We start from the raw sequence: 23,029 nt of genomic DNA, 5'->3' as shown, positions 1-23,029 counted from the left end.
ATGTTATTAGAGACGAGAAGGAATAAAATATAATAGTCAACTATACATGAACATTATGGCAAGTGCTTATTCCATTCCCCAGACCGGATAAGAGCAACGATAGATTGAATATCTTGTTCTAATGCACGATCCCGATCGACGAAAGGAACTTTATCTCTGACGAGTTGATACATTTTTAACGTATTTGGTGACATTTTATCTATACCGCGTAAGTCTAAAGCTTGGCATAGGGCGATGAGGTGAATGGCTGCTACGTTTTGGGTTAATTCAACAATCGTTCTCGCATCCCGAGCAGCAATCGTCCCCATGCTTACTTTGTCTTGGTTATGAGATTCAGTGGAGCGTGAAAATATACTAGCAGGGCTACTAAATTTAAGCGCTTCGGCAGTCAATGCGGAACAGGCGATTTGCATCCCTTTAAAACCATGGTGTAATCCATTTTCATAGTCACTTTCATGGAATACGGGAATTAAGTTAGCCGTCAAGTCGTTATTAAACTTTTCATCTACGATGAGTTGTAATTGGCGATCGAGTAGATCTGCAATATTAGCAACAGCGACTTTCAGTGCGTCCATCGCTTGAACGACGTGTCCACCATAAAAATTGCCTCCGTTGTACACTTCATTCGTTTCCGTATCAAAGATAGGATTGTCATTGGTAGAGTTGACTTCGATTTCAAGCCATTGTGAAGTCCAATCTAACGTATCGTATAGAACGCCTGTAATGTGAGGGGCACAGCGAACGGAATACCGATCTTGTATGCTTTGTTTTAATTCTACGAAGGAACGCGAATCTATTTTTTCATTGTCTTGAAGAATTTGCGAGTATTCTTTCGAGAGTTGTGAATGTTGTAATAGGGAATAGATAAGGGCGGCACTTTTTTGTTGTCCTGGGTGTGGTTTTTGTTCATGAATGAAAGGGTAAAAGTGTCCTCTATTGCCGAGTAATGATTCAGAAGTTAAAGCTGTACAAATATCAGCAATAGCTGCTAGTTGTTTTGCATCACTGTGGGCGAGACAAGCAAATGCGGACATGAACGATGTTCCGTTTACTAAAGCTAAACCATCTTTAGCTTCTAATACGATAGGTTGTATTTTCTCTTCTGCAAAGACGTCTTTTGTACTCCGTTCTTCTCCCCGAATATTGACTTTTCCTTCTCCAATTAAAATAGATGCCAAATAGCTTAAAGGAACTAAATCACCACTTGCACCTACCGACCCTTTTTCAGGAATAATAGGGGTAATATCACGTTCTAATAACGTCAAAATTTGCTCAATCACTTCCATACTTACAGCGGAGTTACCTTTAATTAAACAATTTGCACGAATAATCATCGTGGCACGTGCCACATCACGGTGTGCAACCGGACCTATCCCACACGACAGGAATTGAATCAAATTTTTTTGTAATTGTAATGTTTTTTCAGGTGAGATTTGTCTGAACGCACTGTCTCCAAAGCCAGTAGAAACACCGTAAATAGGAAGTTGTTTATGTATAATGTCTTGTTTCACCATGTTACTTTTATGGATGCGTTCTAAGGCTGTATCCGCAATCTTGTATTCGTTTTGCATATCATCACATCTTGCTATTTTTGTTATGTCTTCAATCGTCAAATCATTACCATCTAGCATAATGGTGTTTATTTCTTTTTCTGTCATTTTGCTCATTACACATCTCCCTCTCACTACGTATTGATGACGTAAATAAAGTAAAATCATGTCATTTATACGTTATTATATCATAAACATTTTATGTTATTTAATTGTATACAATATATAAGTTGGATGAACTTGTTCAACAACTTATTACCGCTAAACATAAGATGGAGAAATATCAATATGATAACCTTTACGCCTGGCAACTGAGGCGTAAACTTATATTTTAAATTTTTCTGCATCTTATATATAAGTTGGATGAACTTGTTCAACAACTTATTACCGCTAAACATAAGATGGAGAAATTACAATCATACCCTTTATGCTGTGATAAGGTAGATGTGATAAGATGAGCATAATAGCATGATAGGATGTACATTTTTTTGAGATAGTGGTGAGTCAATGGAATATATTGAATTGATGCAAGAAGTGATAGATTATATAGAGCAACATTTAGATGAGCAATTATCTGTGGATGATATTTGTCAATATAGCGGTTATTCGAAGTATCATTTTCAAAGATTGTTTTATGCGGTGACGGGCGAGACGATAGGTCACTATATGATGAATCGCCGTCTTACAGAGGCAGCAACATTATTACTTGAAAGTAATAAGAGTGTGGTTTCTATTGCTATGGACACAGGATTTCAATCTCATGAAGTGTTTACACGGGCATTTCAAAGAAATTTCCACAAAAGTCCTTCTTCATTTCGAAAAAGCGGAAGTTTGTCTAAATACTTTACCAAGTATCCTATACAATTATCTTACTTGTATAACAAACAACACCATTTACTAGATAAAGTAGACGAAGTGTACATGGAGCAAAAAGAAGTGTGGGGGATGACGGTACAATCTAAAGATCAAAGTGATATTAGACAGTGCTGGAAGCAATTTGGGGATAGAATGAAAGTTGAAAAAGACAGTGAGACGCTGCCTCGTTATGGAATCATTCAATATCCGAATGAATTTAAGCTAGAGCTCGAATTTGAATATACAGCAGGAGTAAGCCAACCTTTACAGACAAGAGCAAATGATACGCTGTCTTCCGTTACTGTTCCTGGATCAAAGTATGTTGTGTTTTATCATCGTGGTTCCGTAGCTGATATCTTACATTCTTATCCATACATATATGGCGCCTTCATACCGTCTTCTAACTATATACTTAACCATACTTACAATATAGAAGTTTATGGGCCGAACTGGTCTGAGCATAAAGGAAGTCATGATGTGATACAGTTGCTCATCCCAGTTCAATCAAAGTAATATCATTGTAAGAGATATGGTAAGACTTCTATAGCGTGCTGCACGGTTTCAAGCATGTCTAGTTTTGTTTGCGGTAGTCGTCTGTTAACATGCCAGCAAATCCCCAGTTTTCTTCTTCTACTTCATCAATAACGATATGAATATGTTCTGGATGTTTACCTAACACATTCACTAATGTGGTTGTAAATTCCTGCACCACTTTTTCTTTCTGTGCGCGTGATGCGCCTTTCGTGATTTGCAAATGGATATAGGGCACTAGACTCATCCTCTCTGAAACAGATATAGCAATTGTGTTTTGTTTTCTATATACTCTATCTTGCTATACCATTTCATTCTAGCTGCCCATGCTTTATCCTGCAATATGAGAAAAAAAGATAATGTTTTATATCGGGCATTGTGGTAACTCGAAATTTACTAATTGCTTTAGCTCCTTTGCTTTTTGCAAAAGTTCCATATCACTCCACTTTCTTCCCACGCATTGTATACCTAAGGGCAATCCTGCTTTCGTTAACTGTATGGGCATGGTGAGAACTGGGTTTTGGAGTACGTTAAATAAATTTGCATGTGCAGTTGTGGCTTGCCAATAATTTACTGGTTGCTCATCAATGTAGATGTCTTTAGTATACATCGGTTGGCCGCCAATGATTTTATCCATCTTCATATGTGGAAATGCAACGGTCGAACTTACGGGTAAGATGAGCATATCGTAATCTGCGATAAATGTATCGAATGCTGTAATGAGATCTTCTCTTTTGGTCCAAGCTACCATATAATTTTTGAATGTTAAGGGAAACGTTCCTCTTAATGTTGGTACTTGTTTTTGTTTCTTTTTTGTAAGTATATGCTTTAAAAATCTCGCCAAGGCGGGTGTTTCACTATACAGTTCTGCGCTGATCATCTTTCCCCACGTTTCCCAAACTTGTTCTGTATCTACAGGAAATTGACTTAGTTTGGTCGTCTTCACTCCTTTGGCTTTTAATTTGTGAATCCAGGTGTGAATGCTATCTTTCGTTTCTTGGCTGACAGGTACTCCCGGTAGAGCATCCATCCATGCGATGTTGAGCGCTTTTGCTTTTTGCCTTACTTCTTGTTTTATTTCTATTTTCGTATCCTTTACGTTCACGCGTGGAACACGTATATCTTTTCCATCATATCCAGCGATAATAGCATAGGCAGCTATTAAGTCATCGATACTGCGCGTTAGTGGTCCGTATGAAGCTAAATGACGGGAAGATCTGTACTTCGCATTAGTATCTAAGCCCGGCATATGTCCAAAAGATGATATCGCGTGCTCTGTGGCTCTTAAACTATATACGCCGCAGTAATGAGCTGGGATGCGTAACGACCCTCCGATATCGCTTCCAATGTCAAGGTAACTGAAGCCAGCTGCCACTGCAGCAGCTCCTCCTCCGCTACTCCCTCCACAAGTGCGTGTGACATCCCATGGATTATTTGTTCTACCAAAAATCGTGTTGTTTGTTTGTAAGTCCATTAAGAGTGCAGGCACATTCGTTTTGCCGACAATGATGGCTCCTGCTTCTTTTAGTCTTTGTACTATGGTGGCATCAAAATTCGGGATGTAATGCTTCAGTGGTTCATAGCCGATCGTAGTCGTTAAACCTTCGACGGCATAAGAATCTTTGATCGTAATGGGAACGCCGTGCAGTGGGCTTCGAATATGACCAGCTTGCACTTCACGATCTGCTTGTTTCGCAGCCTCTCGTATGTCATGTTCATTCATGGCAACAATGGCATTGACGCTGTCGTTGTGTGTTTGTATATGATTTAATACCGCTTCCGCTACTTCTACAGCACTTGTTGCACCACTGTGTATCGATTCACCAATTTGTAATGCGGATTGAAATACAATAGATTTCATCTTCATTCCTCCTCCTCGTGTGTTTTTACTATAAAAAGAATGTGGATTAAATTCTTGACGATTGATGCTAATCTTTTGTTTAATTTTTTAATTGATGCTTGTATACACGTTCTCTTTTTTACAGTAAAATAAAAAAAGATAAGGAGGGGTGTCATGACTACATTACGTATAGTAGAGTCACATGAATATAAAGCTGCGCTGGAGCTAAGTATGTATGCTTTTCAAGCTGCTAGTATGTCAGAAGAGGAAAGAGATACATATTTGGAGAGAACGAAACAGCTTGCAGAGGTGTGGGGAGTATTTGATGAGAAGGAACAGCTAGCTGCAAAAATGAACTTGCTGGACTTTGAAGTGATGATAGCGGGTAAAGCATTTGCCATGGGAGGAGTGGCTTCCGTTTCAACATGGCCAGAGTACCGTCGTAAAGGATATGTAGCACAGCTATTACAACATGGATTGCAAGAAATGAGAAATAAAAAACAATCTATTTCTATGTTGCATCCTTTTTCATTCGCGTTTTATCGTCGATATGGTTGGGAAACGTATATTGAATACAAACAGTATGGGATGTCCACGCAGGAATTGCCTAAGATCAAGCAGATCAAGGGCAGTATGGAAAGAATCATGAAACCGTTGGATGAATGGGCAAGTTTGAATAACATCTATGCAACATACATACAGCATTACACCGGTATGCTTGTTCGTCCCGAGCCTATTTGGAAGTTCAATGTGTTGGAGGATAAGGGTTTGCATGCGGCGGTGTATCGTAATGATGCAGGTGAGCAGAGAGGGTACATCCTATATAAAATAGAAAAGTCTAAGTTTATCGTAGATGAGATGATCTTTTTAGATGAAGAAGCACGTGAGCAACTATGGAAATACATATGTCAACACGATTCTATGGTCAAAGAAATAGAGTGGTCTGCTCCAATCGATGATTACTTTACCCAACTTATCGATAATCCTAGAATCAAACAAGAAGTGAAACCGTACTTCATGGCTCGTATTGTGGATGTGGAGCAATTTGTGACGCAATATCCATTTGAAAAAACGGGTAAATCACACGATATTACAATAAAAATAGAGGACGATGTTGCATCATGGAATGATCATGTATTTGACATTCATATTTCGGAAAATGGTGTAGCACAAATAGAGCAAGTGGTGGATGTTGCTGAACAAAAAGATATCATAACGGTATCTATCCAGTCGTTAACGTCTATGATGATGGGTTACCAAACTGTGGATATGTTAACGAAAACGAATAGACTACAAGGACCAAAAAATACGATAGAAGTATTAAAGCAAGTTATTCCATCGCAGACAACGTACTTATCCGACTTTTTTTAATTGAAAAGACTATTTTTTTTTGAAATTCAAACAAAAATGTGACATGTCCATACGATATGTCCGTTTTTTGTTCTTTTATAAAATATAACTAAATATATGAAAATATTAAAAGTTGAGTGATATCCAAAATTTCGTTACAATGGAAGATATTTTTTATATTAGGAGGAGCAACATTGAAAAAAATTACAGCCATATTTATTGTACTATCTTTATCACTGATGGTATGTTCGCCAGCTTCGGCTGAAGAGGAAATGCTAAACATATTTGTGAATGAAGAGAAGCTTGATCTTGCATTATCACCGATCGTAGAAAATGGGACTTCATTTATTCAAGCGAGAACATTACTAGAAGCACTAGATTACGAACTAACATGGGAAGCAACGGAACAGAAAGTAACAGCTACAAATGAGGAAAACACGCTTCATATGTGGGTCGAACGACAAACCGCTCAATGGAATAACGAGCAAATGGAATTACTATGGTCGCCAAAATTAGTAGATGGTTATGTATACATACCTTTGCGCTGGGTTGCCGAATTAGTAGGATATGAAGTGTTATGGGATGATGAGACGCAAAGTATAAAAATGAATGAGATGGCATGGATGGAAGCACAGGTAAAAGAAGTGCTAGAGCAAACTTTTGCGGATTTTGCTAAAGAAGATGCAGAAGCAGTGCTACGTCATTTTGCAGATTATACTCCTTTGTATTTTAGTTTATCTGCTTCTTTAGAGGAAAAATTTAAGCATTATGATATCAATAGCACAATAGAATATATGGATTTTATTCAAATGAAAGACGGAGAAGCGGTAGTTCATACTACAATAAACAATGTCAATACGAATGATGCTTTTTATTTGGATAATAAAAGTGAAATAGTGTACTTTATTGTGCAAAATGACAAGGGAACATGGGAAATAGTAAATGAAGAATTAAAAGATGTCACCTTTACAAACTTAGAAGCATTAGTAACCAATCCTCCAAAGTATCGTTCTTCATTAAAGCGTAAAGTAACGGATGTAATAGAGAATAATGTGAAAGCGTCTGAAGATGAGGACATTGAGGCTTTCATGGACACCATACATGAGCAAGCTCCCACATACGATATGTTAGAGCAGCAAGCGAAATTTATGTTTGCGACATATGATTTAAAATATAGCTTAGAAGAAAATGTTTTAGTGTACGTGGATGAAGATGAGGGAGAGGCTTATGTATATACGGTAAGTACAACGTCTAAATTAGACGGACCGCCGTTTACAGATGCTCGCACGAAAGCCATCCTTGTGTTACAAAAAAACGAAGAGAATGAATGGAAAATAGTTTCTACTACACCGATTACTACAGAAGCGATAAAGTAAGGGTACAGAAAACATATAGCAAACGAATGAAGGAACCATATAGTAAATGTATCCACAAGCATGACATGAATAAAGATCAATAAGACATAAACATGACAATAAAGTAAATGGAAACGAGAATGGAGCTAAGGACATGCTAGATTGGAAAAAAGTAAGTGTCAAACGGTTAGCAACAGTAGTGATTGCTAGTTTATTATTATCTAGTTCACAAGTAGCTGCAAGTGGGGTAGATGTAAGTTCCTATCAAAAAATTGAAGAAGTAAAACAAATTATAGATCAGTACCATTTAGAGCAAGTAGAAGAAAAAGACATCATTGATGATGCAATAGACGGTATAGTGAATGGGTTAGATGACCCATATGCGAGCTATTACTCCCAGAAAGATGCAGAACAAATTACACAACTTTTTGAGGAAGGGTATGTAGATAGCGGATTGGTTTTACATGATGATCTGGATGGCAATGTCATTGTCATTGATACGTTAGAAAACTCTGCTTCAGATGGGAAACTCGAATTAGGAGACATCATTACAAAAATAGATGTTGAGGACATCACAGCATATGGTGCGGTGTATGCAGCATATTGGTTGTCGGGCAGTGATGGCGATGAGATTACCGTAACGGTGTTACGTAACGGTGAAGAAAGAGAGATTAAACTGACGTTAACCCCATATGATTTTTCTTCCATCGAAAGTACAATGATACATGATATCGGCTATATCAAGATGAAACAATTTAGTGAAGATGCGGATGAATCGTTTAAGCAGCATTTAGATCGATTAAAAGAGCAGGGTATGGAAAAATTGGTCTTTGATCTCAGAAACAATCCAGGCGGATTTGTGGATACAGCGATGAATATCGTGAAAAACTTTATGGATAAAGCGGTGGTGATGTATACGACAGATGCTAGTGGTATCACCATTCCTGCTACCATTATTGATGGGAAAAATGCAGATTTCCCTGTCGTTATTTTGGTTAATGAGGAATCGGCTAGTGCTTCGGAGTTATTGACAGGTGCTTTACAAGATCATGAAGTAGCAACGGTGGTGGGAAATTGGACGTACGGAAAGGCAAGAATACAACAATATTTCCCACTGTCTGATGGAAGTGTATTTGGCCTTACGATACAACACTATTTAACACCGAACAAGAGAGATATTAACTATATTGGCTTGCTCCCAGATGTTTACGTGTATGAGGAAATTCCGCAGTTTATCACTGCACTACATACAGCAGGAGTAAAACAAATGGAATTAAAAAGAACACCTTACGGTGTAGAGGTAAATGGACATGACTTGCAAGCAACGTTCAATATGGTAGAAAATGAGGGAACCATCTACATTCCTTATACCATACTTGGCGCATTAATGAATGCAGAGATCGTATATGATTACGAAAAAGAAACAGTACAATTTATTCAAGGCGAACAAAGCACAATATATGACATGAATTCGGAAGTTTTTCAAGCGTATAATGAAACCTATTTTATCGATGTAGCAGTTGTACAACAAACATTCCCACAGCTGCAATGGAGCAATAAAGATGGGGAATTACATTTAAAATATTAGTGCCTAATCTCTCGTTCTACTACCATATTCAGATTTCTTCCATAGAGGGAACAAAACAAGTAATAACTTGAATAATACAGGAGAAGCTGTTTAAAATAGAAACAAAGGCTATAACATATTAAACATAAAAACACTATTTTATCGTATGAAAATGAACGATGGGAGAAATACACATGAAAACAATTGGCCTGATCGGTGGCATGAGTTGGGAGTCCTCTGCGCAATATTATCGTATTTTGAATGAGGCAGTAAAAAAGAAATTAGGGGGGCTACACTCCGCTAAATGCATTTTATATAATGTTGATTTTGCTGAAATTGAGCAATATCAAAAACAAGGAGACTGGGAGCAGGCGGGCACTGTGCTGCGAGATGCTGCTCTTGCTTTAGAAAAGGCGGGCGCTGACTTTATCGTTATTTGTACGAATACGATGCATAAAGTCGTTCCTTTTATGGAAGAAAAACTAACGATTCCTATTCTTCATATTGCAGATGCAACGGCAAAACAAATCCAAAAGTGCAAGCTGAATAAGGTCGGTTTATTAGGCACGATGTATACGATGGAACAGGATTTCTATAAATCTAGAATGGAAGCTAACGGAATAACAGTAGTGGTTCCCGATAAAAAAGATATGGAGACCGTAAATCGTATTATTTTCAAAGAGCTTTGTTTAGGAGAAATAAAACCATCATCCAAAGCAGATTATCAAAAAGTGATCCATAGTCTAGTAAATAAAGGGGCCGAAGGCATTATATTAGGATGTACAGAGATTGGCCTGCTCATAAAAGAGGAAGATAGTGAAATTCCAATTTTCGATACGACGATAATTCACGCGATGCAGGCTCTGGACAAGGCTATGGCAGAATAAAAGGATAGATGACTAAAGAGATCTAATATGAAACAATATATATCTGGATTATAGCTTGACTTTCCAAAAACCACATATTACAATCTTACTCATATGATTGATACATATGATGGATAAAAAATGATTTGTTGATAGGAAAAAGTAATTCAATGCCTTCATATTTAGAGAGGTTTGTCATAGGCTGGAAGCAAACTTGTGAAGATTGAATAAAAGACATCCTGGAGAACCAGCGGCGAAACAATAGTAGCCGTTCGGCGTAGTAACGGGCGTTATCCGTAAAGTGTAGAGCAGCATTATTTTGCTCTAAATTTGGGTGGTACCACGGGAAAGTTTATTCAATCTCTCGTCCCTGATATTTTTCAGGGGCGGGAGATTTTTTGATACAGACACAGTGATGAATTAAAGGAGGATGGGTAATGAGTTATCAGAAGCCAAAAGGAACACAAGATATTTTGCCACAAGAAGTAGAGAAATGGCAGTATTTTGAGCAAACAGCAAGAGAATGGTGCAGACGTTTTAATTACAAAGAAATTCGAGTACCCATATTCGAAAATACGGACTTATTTATACGTGGAGTAGGGGAAACGACAGACGTTGTATCCAAAGAAATGTACACGTTCGAAGACAAAGGAAAGCGAAGTATGACACTGCGCCCTGAAGGGACAGCGGGAGTTGTAAGATCGTTTGTGGAAAATAAATTGTACGCAGAACCAGATGTTACGAAGCTGTACTATACAGGCCCGATGTTTCGCTATGAACAGCCGCAAGCAGGAAGATACCGTCAATTTCATCAGTTTGGCATTGAGGCGTTTGGTTCCGTTGATCCTACTATTGATGCGGAAGCCATCGCACTAGGGTATTACATCATTACCGATTTAGGTATTCGTGATGTCACCATTGAATTAAATTCAGTAGGTAATGCTGAAAGTCGAGCAGCATACAAAGAGAAACTAAAAACTTATCTTCAACCGATGAAAGAAGGATTGTGTAAAGATTGTCAAAGTCGATTTGAAAAAAATCCAATGCGGATTTTAGACTGTAAAATAGATGGAGATAAATTTCACGATGCTCCTTCTATTTTAGATAGTTTGGATGAAGCATGTCTTTCTCACTTTACAGCAGTACAAGATGCCTTGATGGCAATGGACATCCCTTTTAAAGTCAACCCCAATATGGTAAGAGGATTAGACTATTACACGCTAACGGCGTTTGAATATACATGTGAAGGAATTGGGGCCATTCATACGATTGGTGGAGGAGGACGCTACAACGGATTAGTTGGTGATATTGGTGGTCCTGATAAACCAGGTATTGGATTCGGACTGGGTATGGAGCGCATTATGCTCATGATGGATATACAAGAAGTGGCGCTACCAAATAAAAATCCTTTGGATATTTATTTCATCGGACTCGGAGAACAAGCCGATAAAGAAGTGACCAGGTTACTTTATAAAGCAAGAAATGCAGGGTTAAGAGTAGATAAAGACTACATGCAGCGCAAAATGAAAGCACAGATGAAAGCGGCAGATCGAAATCAAGCTAGGTATGCGGCTATCTTGGGAGAAGATGAATTACTACAAGGAAACATTATGTTGAAAAATCTATCCACTGGGGAGCAGGAGATCGTTCCTATTGCTTCACTTATCGAGCATGTAAAACGTACTTAAATCCGTAGCAACCATTCAAAGTGAATATATTACATTAATCTAATGACCATCGAAGTGCATGGTGAAAGGAGTTTCAAACATGATCAGAACACATCAATGTGGAACGTTAACGAAAGCGCATATTGGACAAGAAGTAACCTTAAACGGTTGGGTGCAGCGTCGCCGTGATTTAGGTGGGGTTATCTTTATTGATTTACGTGATAGAAGTGGTATGGTACAAATTGTTTTCAACCCAGATTTCTCTAGCGAAGATGTTTTCAAAGCAGCAGATAAATCCCGAAATGAATATGTATTAGCAGTAAAAGGGAAAGTAATAGAGCGTGATGCAGAAGCGGTAAATCCAAATCTTGCTACAGGCATGTTGGAAATACAAATCTCAGACATAGAAGTATTAAATGCAGCAAAAACACCACCGTTCTTTATTGAAGATGGAGTAGATGTAGATGAGGCGCTTCGCTTAAAATATCGTTATTTAGATTTAAGAAGACCAGAAATGCAAAGCAATTTAATGCTTCGCTCCAAAGCGGCTAAAATTTTCCGCGATTTTCTTGATGAGCAAGGATTCATGGAAGTAGAGACACCAATATTAACGAAAAGTACACCAGAAGGAGCTAGAGATTATTTAGTACCGAGTCGTGTACATGAAGGATCATTTTTTGCGCTACCACAATCTCCACAGTTGTTCAAACAGATGTTGATGGTCGGTGGAATTGAGAAGTACTATCAGATCGCACGTTGTTTCCGTGATGAAGATCTTCGTGCGGATAGGCAACCTGAATTTACACAAGTCGACATTGAAATGTCATTTATTACCCAGGAAATGTTGATAGAAATGGTCGAAAAATTGATGATTCGTCTTTTCAAAGAAACGATTGGTGTCGATTTAGAGGGGAACTTCCAGCAGCTTACTTATGCTGAGGCGATGGATAAATACGGTTCAGATAAACCAGATTTACGATTCGGATTAGAGCTAAAAGACTTGTCCGACCTATTAGTTAACTCCGGTGTGAAAGTATTTGCTAACGTCATTAAAGGTGGCGGACAAGTTAAAGTACTCAATGCTAAAGGTTGCGGAACGTGGAGTAGAAAAGAAATCGATGATCTAGGTCCATTTGCAGCTCGCTATGGTGCGAAAGGTTTGGCTTGGATTCAAGTAAAAGATGGGCAAATGAAAGGGCCGATTGTTAAATTCTTTACAGAAGAAGAATTAGCACAAGTCAAAGCATTAACAGAGGCGGAAGACGGAGATTTATTACTATTCTCTGCAGACAAAGCACAAGTCGTTGCTGACGTACTAGGAAATCTTCGCTTGAAAATTGGTAAACAGCTTGGCTTAATTGATGAGTCACAGTACAAGTTCGCTTGGGTCGTTGATTTCCCATTATTAAGTTACGATGATGCAGAACAGCGTTATGTAGCAAACCATCACCCATTTACCCGTCCTGCGGATGAAGATCTTGCTCTTTTTGACAGTGATCCTGGTCAAATTCGCGCACAAGCTTACGATTTAGTGCTCAATGGATTTGAAGTTGGTGGAGGGTCCATGCGTATTTTCAAGCGTGACGTTCAGGAAAAAATGTTCAAAGCGTTAGGATTCTCTATGGAGGAAGCGCACGAACAATTTGGATTTTTACTGGATGCATTTGAATACGGTACACCACCGCACGGGGGAGTTGCATTTGGATTTGATCGTTTAGTAATGTTGCTTACCAAGAGTAGTAATTTACGTGAGACGATTGCATTTCCAAAGACGGCAAATGCTGCGGACTTGCTCAGTCAAGCCCCGTCTACTGTAAGCAGCAGACAATTACACGATTTGCATATTGATGTAAAAGTGAAACAGGAAGTAGAATAATTTTTACGTAAAGTTGAGGAAGTGAACATATGCTACACCAATTCTCAAGAACGGAATTAGCGATTGGACAAGAAGGACTAGATATTTTAAAAAACAGCACGGTGGTTGTATTGGGCATCGGTGGTGTAGGTTCTATCGCAGCGGAAGCATTGGCTCGTACTGGTGTTGGACGTATTATTATGATTGATAAAGATACGGTCGATATTACGAACATTAACAGACAAATTCATGCGTTGACGACTACAGTTGGTGAGAAAAAAGCAGAGTTAATGGTAGATAGAATAAAATTAATAAACCCAGAATGTGAAGCTATTGCTTTGAACATGTTTTACACGGAAGAGACATATGAAGAAGTATTCCAATATGACATTGATTATATATTAGATGCATCGGATACTGTTTCTTACAAAATACATGTCATCAAACAATGTTTGCAGCGTAAAATTCCTATCATTTCTAGCATGGGTGCGGCGAACAAGATGGACCCTACGCGTTTTCAAGTTGCGGACATTTCCAAGACGAGCGTAGACCCTATTGCCAGAGTGATCCGTCAAAAACTTAGAAAAGATGGAATTAAAAAAGGAGTAAAGGTCGTTTTTTCCACAGAAGAGCCAATAAAGCCAAGGCAAGAAGTGACAGAGAAAATTGTCCCTGAAAATGCTCCTGATATACGTAAAGCTCAGCAGCCGCCTTCTAGTAATGCTTTTGTACCGCCTGTAGCAGGTTTAATCATGGTGAGTGTTGCCATAAAGGAACTATTAAAACAAAAGTAAATAAAGCTTCACTATGCACATGAAATGAAAAAATGTATAGTGACACATTAAATCCCTAAAGCAGAAATGCCTTAGGGATTTTCTTATCTCAAATTTTTGTTCAATGATTACGTGGGAAGATGAGGCTTATCGCTAATTATTTTTTCTAATATAGCGACGTCTACAAACTTTCCGCTCATGATACCATGATTGTGAAATACACCAACTTCTCGATATCCTTTTTTCTCATATAGTTTCATTCCAAGTTCATTAAATGGTAACACCAACAATAAAATTTTATAGAATTCGTTTTGTTGAGCAATCTGTTCCATTTTTTGCATTATGATAGATCCAATGCCAAGACCTCTTTTATCTCTTTGAATATAAATGGATAAGTCTGCTACGCCATTATATACGCTTCGTTCTGAATAGCGATTAAGTGAAGCATAACTAATGATCTCTCCATTCCATTCCCCTACCATCACAACATAGCGTTCGTTATGTCTTGCTAGCCATTGTTTCATAAATGAGATATCTTTAATCTCTTCATCTAATGTGGCTATTTTATCTTCCACCGCTTGATTATAAATATAAAGTATCTTATCTAAATCTTTTTCTGTTGCTTTTCTCATGATGAAATCATTTTTCAATGCTATATCCTCCCCTATAGTGCCCTATCCTTTTGTTTAGACCATTCTAGCAGTGTTATTAGAAGAGTTCAATTAATACACTCAAAAAAATTAAAAAGAATAAGCATTTTATCATTAGATAGGCGCAATATAAACACCCTAGTATACTAGGGTGTTTATTATAAAAGAATAATATATGTCGAATGGTGTTTTGGTTATTTTATTCAGTTATTTTGATTGAACTTATTTCTTGGTATCATCATTTACATCATCTTGGTCATCTTCATCTGGAAAGTAGTTGTCTAATATAGAGTCAAACGCTTGCCATTTCTTGTTTGCTACATCCTCATCTGATTTTTGTAATTGTAATGCTTCATTATAAAGTGCCTCTAGTTTCTTCATATCTCCATCTGATACCACTTCTGCTAGTTCTTCCGCTTTTGCGAAATCCGCAAAAGTTGGTGGTGTAAAATAGTTATCAATTATAGAGTCAAATGCTTGCCATTTTTTATTTGCTGCATCCTCGTCTAATTTTTGTAATTGTAATGCTTCATTATAAAGTGCCTCTAGTTTCTTCATATCTCCATCTGATACCACTTCTGCTAGTTCTTCCGCTTTTGCGAAGTCTGCAAAAGTTGGTGTAAAATAGTTGTCTAATATAGAGTCAAACGCTTGCCATTTCATATCTCCTGCATCTTCGTCGCCTGACGTTTCTAATTGTAATGCCTCATTATAAAGAGTCTCTAATTTCTTCATATCCTCATTGGATACTATATTTGCTAGTTCTTCTGCTTTTGCAATGTCGTCAAAAGTTTGTACTGTATCCATGGAATGATCCAATGACACTGTTTCTACAACTGCCGGCACCACTGTATTCACTTTACTTTCCAACATAGAAGTATCTGCAAATGCTGATGCACTTAGTGAAGAAAAAACTATTGCTCCGCCTACCATAACTACTGCTAACTTTTTCATTTTTGTTCCTCCTGATATTTTTATTTGTTGGTACAAACATAGTATAAAAATCTCATGTGTTATTTGTGTGGACACTATGTGTTTTTAGGAGGAACATTCTTTTTCATTTATTTAGCAATATGAATGGGTAGAGAGAATGATTACGGTCATTATTCAAATAACTTTGTGTACTGTATGTGATTCAATGCATTTACATTCACTATAATGCTGTAACCATTGAACAAGTGATCGCAATCATAAAATATTTGCACAGATCCATTAGTGTCAAACAAAATGCTATCCAGTTTTATCTTATCCATAAACTGTCCTCTATTTAATTGCATATTCTCTGCATGGTTACTGTTATACAGCGATAAGAATTGCTCTGCTATTTGTATTTTAAAAGTCCAATCTTGTTTCATTAGCTCATTTGATCTGGATTGAAGCATAGCTATACAAGGTAAATCTTGTTGATGATCAGAAACAATGGCATAAGATGATGTATTCACTTGTACAAGTTCCTCGCTATTGTTTCTCGTATATACCGGCTCAAGACTTGTTCCTGTTAATTCCATCATTTCTACTTTGTATTCACTGTTTACATTCATCTATCATCGCTCCTATTTTTCAGTAATATATTTAAAAAAATTCACTGGCTTTATATGACATGAAGCACAAGTATGTATTGCTGCATTTAAAAATTAGATGTGAAAAAATGATTTTATCGAAATTTTTTTTAAAAAATCATATTTCATTGTCTATCTTGAGGGTAAAGATGATATAATGTTATTAATTTAATATTAAATAATTGATTAAATGATATTAATCTATGTTACCCTGCTTAAAAGCTTTGGTTTTCAAGTTGCAATTGTTAAACTTTCGACAAAACTGAACAATGTTCAATTTACGCTCCATTATACTGAACCATGTTCAGTTTTTCAATATGTAGTTCGAACTAGATCGTACTTAATATTTGGATTAATCCATGTTAAACTAATACCACATAAAAAGGTGGAATAATGAATGAAAAAAAGGAATGTGCGAGCTGAGATACTAGATGCAGCAGCACAAGCATTTAAACAATACGGATATGAAAAAACAGACATGAGAATGATTGCCGCTTCGTTAAACATTGCAGTAGGTACATTGTACTATTACTTTTCTAGTAAAGAAGATATATTTCTCGTTACTTTAAAAAATAGACTATATGATATCCAACCTAAATTTGAGTTAATTTTAGAAAAAAATATTGAAGAAATAGATAAAATTGTATTACTATCTCAACAAGTATATTTATTATATACAGATGTTTTTAATTTCGAAGATAATAAGCTGTCACCCGAGGGGAGATATCAATTTTGGAACCATGCTTGGGAAAATGTTTTGTATGATAAGTTTAGTTTACTATTTGACAAAGTATTACAAAAGAAAGACTTTGTATACGATTTATCATTTAAAAGTCGCTTTTTAAATTTATGCGCAATTAATAATGTTAATTATTTTTACTCTGATGATATGGACAAAAACGAACAATTTTTGAGGCAAGTTTTACAACAAGCTTTTGTTGAAAAAAAGCACGGTTAAAATTAAATGATTAGGACGGAATAAACCCAATGGATTTGTTTTCATATGAAGACGTACAACCACAAAAAAAGAAGTTGTTAGCAGATCGTATGCGACCCGAAAGTCTGGATGAATACATCGGACAAACACATATTGTAGGTGAAGGGCAATTATTAAGGAAAGCGATTGAAACAGATCAAGTTACTTCTATCATTTTATATGGCCCTCCTGGTTGTGGCAAAACAACATTGGCACATATTATTTCCAAGCAAACAAGTGGTGAATTTGTAAAGTTAAATGCAGTGGATGCTTCTGTCAAAGATGTGCGTAACGTCATTGAACAAGCGGAAATGAAACAGTCTATGTATGGGACGAAAACGACGTTGTTTTTGGATGAGGTGCATCGTTTTAATAGTGCAAGGCAAGATGCGTTGTTGCCGGCCGTGGAAAAAGGGACGATTGTATTCATTGGTGCCACAACAGAAAATCCATTTCATCATGTTAATGGTGCTTTAATGTCTAGATCAACGTTATTTGAATTATATAAATTGACATCAGAACACAGTTTGATTGCTTTGCAAAGAGCTTTAACAGACAAAGACAAGGGACTAGGGCAACTGCCAATTGAAATGGAAGAGGAAGCGTTGCAGCACCTTGCGGATATGTCTAATGGGGACATTCGTAGAGCATTACATGCATTAGAAGTAGCGGTCAATACAACTGCTTATGGTAGCGATGGAATCATAAAAATCACATACAGAGAAGTAGAGCAGTCTATCAGACAGCCCGCACGTAAAGGAGATAAGTCCACACAATACGATGTGTTATCTGCATTTCATAAAAGCGTGAGGGGATCTAGTGATGCTGCTCTGTTTTGGTTTTTATATGCAGTAGAGAAACTAGGCATGGACCCCATGACGTTCATTCGTCGCCTTATCGTGGCATGTAGTGAGGATATTGGACTTGCTAATCCACAAGCGATGGTGCAGGCGGTGAGTGCACAACAAGCGTATGAAAAAATTGGTTGGCCTGAATCCAAATATGTTATTGCCCAAGCTATTTTGTTTGCTGTGGAAAGCCCGAAATCTAATGCCATACCTAAAGCCATTCATAAAGCCATGGATAGTATGAATGCCATAAAAGAGGCAGATGTTCCTCACCACTTAAGAGACACACATTATAGCGGAGCGGAAAAGTTAAACCACACAGGGTATCAATATCCGCATGATTTTCCAGGACACTATGTGCATCAGCAATATTTACCGAGTGCAATACAGCACGAAATATTTTATGAGGCAACAGAACAGGGGATGGAACAAAAAATAAAGCTTAATCAAAAGAAAAGAAAGAACATATATAAAAAATAAGCAAAAAAGATCTTTAGATGGATGAGGATCTTTTTTGCTTAGAAACTGAATTGTACGGAAAAAACTTTAGTATAGATATGGATATAAAACTGTTTACATGCGTCTCTCGTGTGCTGAAATCTCTACAATACAATGTGGAAGGTAGAGCAATGTATTACTTAAATAATATCAAATATTTATTTTATATCACTTAGGTTAAGTATGTCAAATTTTAAAATTGTTTAACATCAACTTGTCTGTTTCACAGTACTGCCCTACTTCTTTTTTTGTTTTACTGGACTTATAAAACTAAGGCGAATGCCATCGTCAATAAATTGGATTCAGAACATAGAAAAGACCGCAAGGCGATTGAACTTGCGGGAAAAATGCAACAATTTATTTTAAATGAAACGATATCGTTCGTATAGTCTGCTTAGGAATGTATTACAGATGGACTTCATATTACTGATTTTCATTCCTTTTTTCCTGATCCAATGCCTCTTGTCCTCGTTCTTGGATAGATTGTAAAGCTTCTTCTATTGTCTTTTCTCCTTCGTAGGCTAATTGAACCTCTTGTTCGAAAATTTCATCGAATGTTATTAGAAACATGCCGGGAAATTTATTGAAATCGTAAGATAAAGTAGGGCCAGCAGATACTTTGTAAAAAGCATCTAAATTAACATCACTAGATTCAATAAAGCTATTTGTCTTTCTAGATAATAGGTTAGAACTATTTGCCTTTGCCATAATTTGAGCTTGTTCATTTCCATTCACATATTGTATGAAGTCCCAAGCTGCGTCAATATGCTCTGTTTGAGAGTTAATAGAAAAGATGTCATATATGTGTATGCTTCCTCCGCTTTTTCTCTGTTCTGCATCCACAGGTGCAGTAACGATATCCCAATTAAATCTTTCAACTTCTGGATTGTAATCAGCACGTTTTAAATCATCTACCATCCAGTAATCACCTATGGTCATTGCAATATTACCCTTTGCGAAATCGCCCTCTATGCTATGGGTTGATTGTTCATGCTCATCGTCGTCCACCTGATCTTTTGTATAGACTGCTCCTGATTGATACGCTTTGATTACAGTTTCAAATATTTCTGTCCATGGTTCGGTATTCATTGTCACTTCAAGTGAGTCTTCATCGACAATATATAACTCATTTACATTACCCATCATCATAATAAGCTCAGATATGGACATATTTGAATATGGAAGTAAACCAGCTCCTTTTTCATGTTCAGTACTGAAAAGTTTGGCTACATCAAACACTTCTTCCCATGTCATGAAGTCAGTTGGATATTGTACATCCTTTTCATCGAAAAGATCTTTATTGTAAAACAAGGCTTGGCTTATAAAATGTGGAGCTAATCCGTACAGCATACCGTCTCCTAAATATCTGAGAGATTCTAACACTGAATCTTCTATATTATCAATATCGAAGTTATCTTTCACCATTAATTCATCTAAACTGTATAAACGATTCTCCTCAATGAACTGCTTGAATATGATTTCATCTAAAATCATAATATCTGGTTTTTCATCTTCTATTAGTTTTTTTATTTTTTCGTCATAGTTTAGTACGTGCATACCATCATTTTCTTCATCGTATTCGCTCAAATGATCTGTCTCTATCACTTCGAAATCAACATTTGAATTTGCCGCTGAGTAATATCCACCATATTGCTGAAAAAATGATTCCTCTGATCTAAATAAAACTTTTAGTGTAATTTTATTTTCTTCTGCTTCTTCAAGCGTATTATTACAAGCTGCCAACATGGACATAGCAATTGTGAAAACAACGATGATGTGCACCACTTTTTTCATTATGTACATCTCCAATCATAGTTTCTTAACTCTATCTTTTAATAAATCATAATAGTCTGAATAAGTAAAATCGTAACATAATATGTTAAAATATACCACATTAAATTGTTTGCAGAAGAAGACAGGCTTGATTTGCTATTGCTTTAGAAATAGTGTTGTTCGCTGTATTTTTTGTTGATTCCTACTCCACACCACAACTTTCCTTTGTTAACGATGTAAAAATAAACAATGACTGAAAAATAAACCATAAATAAGTCATTTACTATCACAACAAGGGGAGTAAAGCATGAATAGAAAAGGTTTTATTGTCATTTTTTTAGGAATGTTGCTATTTGTAGCGGCATGTTCTGATCCAGTAGAAGAAGAAGTACAGGAAGCATTACAGCAGGATCAGTTTTTACACGTATCTATGATGGAACTTGAGCACATTTTGGAGGAAGTAGCAGCCATGGAGGAGACAATTATAGAGGAAGAACAACGAAGTGAAATCCAGCAGGAAATGCAATATATGTTAGAGCAAGTAGAGGAAGAAGCGTCTTCTTCTACTTGGATCACAGAGGAAGTGAAGACGTTACAAGATCAGTATCATGGAGCAGTCCAAGGATTAAGTGTTTCCTTCTTGTCTTTGTTGGATGGTTTGGAGAAAGAAGATCCAACTATGATACAGGAAGCGCAAGATGAACTAGGAGAAGGGGTTAATGCATTAATAGTTTTTTCAAATGATATGAACGAAATAACGACTACATATGAAATACCTTCTAAAAGTATACAATCATCGATAAGTGCGATAGAAGAACACGTAATGAATGTACAATCTGCGACGAGTAAGTTAAGGGACTATGTCATAAAACGGAATGAAATCAAAGCTTATCTAGAATACGTTTATGCGTGGAGTGAACAAACGGAGCAGTTAATGCTACTGTTGGATCAACTAGATGAGAACTTTGAAGATACCGCATTATTACAGCAGTTTTCAGAAGAAAAGACAGCTTTGCTGACAGCACTGAATGAAGTGCAAGTAGATAGCAGCATACTTGGCGGACAAACAAAGCTAAATGACATCCATTCATTGCTTTCCGAGAGTATGAACATGTGCTTTTCTTCCATAGAAGGGATATTCACGTTGATGAATCAACCCATTACAGAGGACACTGACGTTTCACAATTGACTGCTGAAATCCAACAGTTGCACCAAAATTCGAATAATGGAAAACAACTATTACAACAGTTCGTTACCGATATTGAGCAATATGCTGAAGAACATGACATGACAGTACAATCGGAACTCATCTTTTCACAAATGCTGTAAAATAACAAAAAAAGTACTGCATGGGCATAGCATCCATGCAGTACGTATTCAACTTTCCTTCATTTTAAAATATCAATAATCCACTTTGTCAATTGTACCGCCGCCTAGACAGATGTCCCCATCGTACAATACGACAGCTTGTCCGGGTGTTATGGCTTTCTGTGGCTCTGCAAATTCAATTCTACATGTGCCGTCTTCATTTGGAATGACGGTAACTTGTTGATCTTTTTGACGATAACGGAACTTAGCCGTACATGTGAATGTCGTTGTAGGCGCCTCATCGCTAATCCAAACGAAATCTTCCGCTAACAAATGATTGGAAAAGAGTGCGGGATGTTTGCCGCCTTGCACGACATGTAATACATTGTTTTTCAGATCTTTTCCTGCTACAAACCAAGGTTCACCAGAACCCGAGCCACCGATGCCAAGTCCTTGTCTTTGCCCTAAAGTGTAGTACATGAGTCCATCGTGGCGCCCTTTTACTTCCCCATCTAACGTTTGAATTTCGCCAGATTGTGCGGGTAAAAACTGACTAAGAAACTCCTTGAAGTTTCGCTCTCCAATGAAACATACGCCTGTACTGTCTTTCTTCTTCGCTGTGTACAAGCCTGCTTCTTCTGCTATCTTTCGTACTTCTTTTTTAGGCAAGTGGCCAATCGGAAACATCGCTTTCGACAACTGGTATTGATTTAATTTGCTAAGAAAATACGTTTGATCTTTGTTGTCATCTACACCTCTGAGCAACTGATATTTGCCATCTTCTTCAACGACGCGAGCATAATGACCCGTTGCAATTTTTTCTGCTCCTAGTGAGAGTGCTTTATCCAAAAACTCCCCAAACTTAATTTCACGGTTGCACATTACATCCGGATTAGGCGTTCTGCCACTTTTATATTCATCTAAAAAGTATTGGAATACTTTTTCACTATATTCTTTCTCAAAATTTACAGTGTAATAAGGGATATCGAGTTGTTGACACACTCTTCTTACATCTTTTGCATCTTCCTCTGCGGTACAAACGCCATCTTCATCGGTGTCATCCCAATTTTTCATAAAAATACCGATGACTTCGTATCCTTGCTGTTTTAATAGCAAAGCGGTAACGGAAGAGTCTACGCCTCCCGACATGCCGACGACAACACGTGTATTTGAATTGTCCATCCTTCTCATCCTATCTATTGTTAAA

19 protein-coding genes and 1 other annotated feature are annotated in these 23,029 nt (G+C 37.2%); of the genes, 11 read left to right on the top strand and 8 right to left on the bottom strand.

The features are described from left to right. Nucleotides 1-53: 53 nt before the first annotated feature. Nucleotides 54-1,667 carry an aromatic amino acid ammonia-lyase gene (locus tag D1Z92_RS15340; RefSeq protein ID WP_128896556.1) on the bottom strand — a complete coding sequence of 538 codons (1,614 nt, stop codon included), beginning with the start codon at nt 1,665-1,667 and terminating at the stop codon, nt 54-56. Between the two features lie 390 nt (nt 1,668-2,057). Here D1Z92_RS15340 and D1Z92_RS15335 point away from each other — a divergent pair, with 390 nt between their 5' ends. Beyond that, nucleotides 2,058-2,918, top strand: coding sequence for a helix-turn-helix domain-containing protein (locus D1Z92_RS15335; RefSeq protein ID WP_128896555.1), 861 nt, complete (start codon nt 2,058-2,060; stop codon nt 2,916-2,918). A gap of 58 nt (nt 2,919-2,976) precedes the next feature. Here D1Z92_RS15335 and D1Z92_RS15330 read toward each other — a convergent pair whose 3' ends face one another. Together D1Z92_RS15330 and D1Z92_RS15325 are read right to left on the bottom strand one after the other, a co-directional pair. Then, nucleotides 2,977-3,183 carry a tautomerase family protein gene (locus tag D1Z92_RS15330; protein WP_276318883.1) on the bottom strand — a complete coding sequence of 69 codons (207 nt, stop codon included), beginning with the start codon at nt 3,181-3,183 and terminating at the stop codon, nt 2,977-2,979. Between the two features lie 117 nt (nt 3,184-3,300). After that, entirely contained in the window at nt 3,301-4,797 is a 1,497-nt protein-coding gene (locus tag D1Z92_RS15325; RefSeq protein ID WP_128896553.1) for an amidase, read from the bottom strand. A 153-nt stretch (nt 4,798-4,950) separates the two neighbouring features. Between D1Z92_RS15325 and D1Z92_RS15320 the strand changes: the two genes are divergently transcribed. The 7 genes from D1Z92_RS15320 to D1Z92_RS15290 all read left to right on the top strand — a co-directional run bounded on the left by D1Z92_RS15320 (nt 4,951) and on the right by D1Z92_RS15290 (nt 14,230). Next, the gene (locus tag D1Z92_RS15320) at nt 4,951-6,147 is read left to right on the top strand and encodes a GNAT family N-acetyltransferase (RefSeq protein ID WP_128896552.1); all 1,197 of its coding nucleotides are present in this window, start codon (nt 4,951-4,953) and stop codon (nt 6,145-6,147) included. 173 nt (nt 6,148-6,320) lie between these two features. Then, nucleotides 6,321-7,502 (top strand): copper amine oxidase N-terminal domain-containing protein, encoded by a 1,182-nt coding sequence (locus D1Z92_RS15315; protein ID WP_128896551.1) that lies wholly within the window; start codon nt 6,321-6,323, stop codon nt 7,500-7,502. A gap of 133 nt (nt 7,503-7,635) precedes the next feature. Then, the gene (locus D1Z92_RS15310) at nt 7,636-9,069 is read left to right on the top strand and encodes a S41 family peptidase (protein ID WP_128896550.1); all 1,434 of its coding nucleotides are present in this window, start codon (nt 7,636-7,638) and stop codon (nt 9,067-9,069) included. 173 nt (nt 9,070-9,242) lie between these two features. After that, nucleotides 9,243-9,935, top strand: a complete 693-nt coding sequence (locus D1Z92_RS15305) for an aspartate/glutamate racemase family protein (RefSeq protein ID WP_128896549.1) — start codon at nt 9,243-9,245, stop codon at nt 9,933-9,935. Between the two features lie 119 nt (nt 9,936-10,054). Next, nucleotides 10,055-10,289: a binding site (T-box leader), on the top strand. A 62-nt stretch (nt 10,290-10,351) separates the two neighbouring features. Then, the gene (gene hisS / locus D1Z92_RS15300; RefSeq protein WP_128896548.1) at nt 10,352-11,602 is read left to right on the top strand and encodes a histidine--tRNA ligase; all 1,251 of its coding nucleotides are present in this window, start codon (nt 10,352-10,354) and stop codon (nt 11,600-11,602) included. Between the two features lie 79 nt (nt 11,603-11,681). Continuing rightward, the gene (gene aspS / locus D1Z92_RS15295) at nt 11,682-13,457 is read left to right on the top strand and encodes an aspartate--tRNA ligase (protein WP_128896547.1); all 1,776 of its coding nucleotides are present in this window, start codon (nt 11,682-11,684) and stop codon (nt 13,455-13,457) included. Nucleotides 13,458-13,486: 29 nt separating this feature from the next. Then, nucleotides 13,487-14,230, top strand: coding sequence for a tRNA threonylcarbamoyladenosine dehydratase (locus D1Z92_RS15290; protein ID WP_128896546.1), 744 nt, complete (start codon nt 13,487-13,489; stop codon nt 14,228-14,230). A 107-nt stretch (nt 14,231-14,337) separates the two neighbouring features. On the opposite strand, the gene D1Z92_RS15285 is transcribed toward D1Z92_RS15290, so the two are convergent. From D1Z92_RS15285 to D1Z92_RS15275, 3 genes are all read right to left on the bottom strand, one after another. Further along, on the bottom strand, nt 14,338-14,859 hold the full coding sequence (locus D1Z92_RS15285) for an arsinothricin resistance N-acetyltransferase ArsN1 family A (RefSeq protein WP_240666771.1): 522 nt from the start codon (nt 14,857-14,859) through the stop codon (nt 14,338-14,340). Nucleotides 14,860-15,081: 222 nt separating this feature from the next. Beyond that, nucleotides 15,082-15,813 (bottom strand): hypothetical protein, encoded by a 732-nt coding sequence (locus D1Z92_RS15280; protein WP_128896545.1) that lies wholly within the window; start codon nt 15,811-15,813, stop codon nt 15,082-15,084. A gap of 149 nt (nt 15,814-15,962) precedes the next feature. Then, entirely contained in the window at nt 15,963-16,400 is a 438-nt protein-coding gene (locus tag D1Z92_RS15275) for a DUF2262 domain-containing protein (protein ID WP_128896544.1), read from the bottom strand. A gap of 415 nt (nt 16,401-16,815) precedes the next feature. Here D1Z92_RS15275 and D1Z92_RS15270 point away from each other — a divergent pair, with 415 nt between their 5' ends. Further along, nucleotides 16,816-17,376: a TetR/AcrR family transcriptional regulator gene (locus D1Z92_RS15270; RefSeq protein WP_128896543.1), complete on the top strand. Its 561-nt coding sequence runs from the start codon at nt 16,816-16,818 to the stop codon at nt 17,374-17,376. A gap of 29 nt (nt 17,377-17,405) precedes the next feature. Then, complete coding sequence (locus D1Z92_RS15265; RefSeq protein WP_128896542.1) at nt 17,406-18,722, top strand: replication-associated recombination protein A; 1,317 nt, start codon at nt 17,406-17,408, stop codon at nt 18,720-18,722. 441 nt (nt 18,723-19,163) lie between these two features. Here the strand turns inward: D1Z92_RS15265 and D1Z92_RS15260 are convergent, their stop codons facing one another. Continuing rightward, entirely contained in the window at nt 19,164-20,534 is a 1,371-nt protein-coding gene (locus D1Z92_RS15260) for an ABC transporter substrate-binding protein (protein ID WP_164931652.1), read from the bottom strand. Nucleotides 20,535-20,820: 286 nt separating this feature from the next. On the opposite strand from D1Z92_RS15260, the gene D1Z92_RS15255 reads away from it, so the two are divergent. Further along, nucleotides 20,821-21,843 carry a hypothetical protein gene (locus D1Z92_RS15255; protein WP_128896540.1) on the top strand — a complete coding sequence of 341 codons (1,023 nt, stop codon included), beginning with the start codon at nt 20,821-20,823 and terminating at the stop codon, nt 21,841-21,843. A gap of 72 nt (nt 21,844-21,915) precedes the next feature. On the opposite strand, the gene mnmA is transcribed toward D1Z92_RS15255, so the two are convergent. After that, nucleotides 21,916-23,013 (bottom strand): tRNA 2-thiouridine(34) synthase MnmA, encoded by a 1,098-nt coding sequence (mnmA, locus tag D1Z92_RS15250; protein ID WP_206099767.1) that lies wholly within the window; start codon nt 23,011-23,013, stop codon nt 21,916-21,918. Nucleotides 23,014-23,029: the final 16 nt, after the last annotated feature.

This window comes from Longirhabdus pacifica (genome assembly GCF_004115085.1).
GTDB lineage: Bacteria > Bacillota > Bacilli > Paenibacillales > DSM-105158 > Longirhabdus > Longirhabdus pacifica.
This window is presented reverse-complemented; position numbering and strand designations above follow the sequence as displayed.